Here is a 1,571-nt window from a genome sequence, read left to right as displayed (position 1 = left end):
TGGCTGCCGGACCACATGGTCCCCGCCGCGGTCGTCGCCCTGGACGCCCTTCCGGTCACGGTCAACGGCAAGCTGGACCGCCCCGCCCTCCCCGCCCCGGACTTCTCCGACGCCACCGGGCGCGGCCCCGCGACGCCGACCGAGGAGATCCTCTGCGGCCTGTACTGCGAGGTGCTCGGGCTCGAACGGGTCGGCGCCGAGGTGTCGTTCTTCACCATCGGCGGCGACTCGATTCTCGCCATGAAGCTCATCGCCCGGATCGGCGCCGTCCTCGACACCGAGCTCAACATCGGCGAGCTGTTCGCCGCCCCCACGGTGGCCGGAGTCGCCCGCCTCGTCGCGGCGGCGGGCGGTCCGGCCGCCCGGACCGCGCTGACACCACGGCCGAGGCCGGAGCCGCTGCCGCTCTCATACGCCCAGCGGCGCATGTGGTTCCTCAACCGGCTCGAGGAGACCAACCCGGGGGCCGGAGCGGTCTACAACCTGCCGCTGGCCCTTCGGCTGACCGGGGAGCTGGATATCAGCGCCCTGGAGGCCGCGTTGGGCGATGTGGCCGACCGGCATGAGAGCCTGCGCACGGTCTTTCCGGAAACCGATGGTGAGCCGCGCCAGCAGGTGCTGGAGGGCGAGGCGGGCCGACCGCGACTCGTCGTCGTGGAGACCAGCGACGAACTCCTCGCGGCCGAGCTCGGCTCGCACGCGGACCGTGGCTTTGATGTGACCGTCGATCTGCCGTGGCGGGCAAGGCTGTTGAAGACGGGACCGTCGGAGTATGTGCTGCTGATCGTGGCGCATCACATCGCGGTGGACGGCTGGTCCATGGGTGTGCTGGCGCGGGACCTGGGCGCGGCGTACGCGGCCCGGCGCGCGGGCGGCACGCCGGACTGGGAGCCGCTGCCGGTGCAGTACGCCGACTATGCGCTGTGGCAGCGCGAGGTGCTGGGCGAATCCGAGGACCCGGGCAGCGTGATCAGCGGCCAACTCGGCTACTGGCGTGAGGCGCTGGCCGACGCACCCCAGGAGCTCGCGCTGCCGACCGACCGGCCCCGGCCCGCGGTGTCCTCCTTCCGCGGTGGCGAAGTGCCGATCCGGATCAGCGCGGAGACCCACGCCCGGCTGCTGGACGTGGCCCGCCGCGGTCGCGCCACCATGTTCATGGTGGTGCACGCCGCCCTCTCCGTGCTGCTCAGCCGGGTGGGTGCGGGCGACGACATCACCATGGGCGTGCCGATCGCGGGCCGTGGCGACCCGGCACTGGACGACCTGGCCGGGTTCTTCGTCAACACCCTGGTCGTCCGCGCCGATCTCAGCGCGGACCCGTCCTTCGCGGAGCTGCTGGCCCAGGTGCGGGAGACCGATCTGGCCGCGTACGCCCATCAGGATGTGCCGTTCGAGCGGTTGGTCGAGGATCTGAACCCGTCACGCTCGCTCTCCCACAACCCGCTGTTCCAGGTCCTGCTGGCACTGCAGAGCGTACCGGCGCCGCGATGGGGCCTGCCGGGGCTTCGGGTACGGCGGATACCGGCGGCCGCCCAGGTCCCGGCGCGATTCGATCTGTCGCTCGACCTGGC

At 72.2% G+C, this 1,571-nt stretch carries 1 protein-coding gene; it reads left to right on the top strand.

Annotated elements, in window-relative coordinates:
- The coding region (locus tag NP777_RS46780) for a condensation domain-containing protein (protein WP_256656304.1) at window positions 1–1,571 on the top strand (1,571 nt) is incomplete at both ends.

This window comes from Streptomyces rugosispiralis, assembly GCF_024505145.1.
Lineage (GTDB): Bacteria > Actinomycetota > Actinomycetes > Streptomycetales > Streptomycetaceae > Streptomyces > Streptomyces rugosispiralis.
Note: the sequence above shows the minus strand (reverse complement) of the source record. Positions and strands in the feature narration are given on the sequence as shown.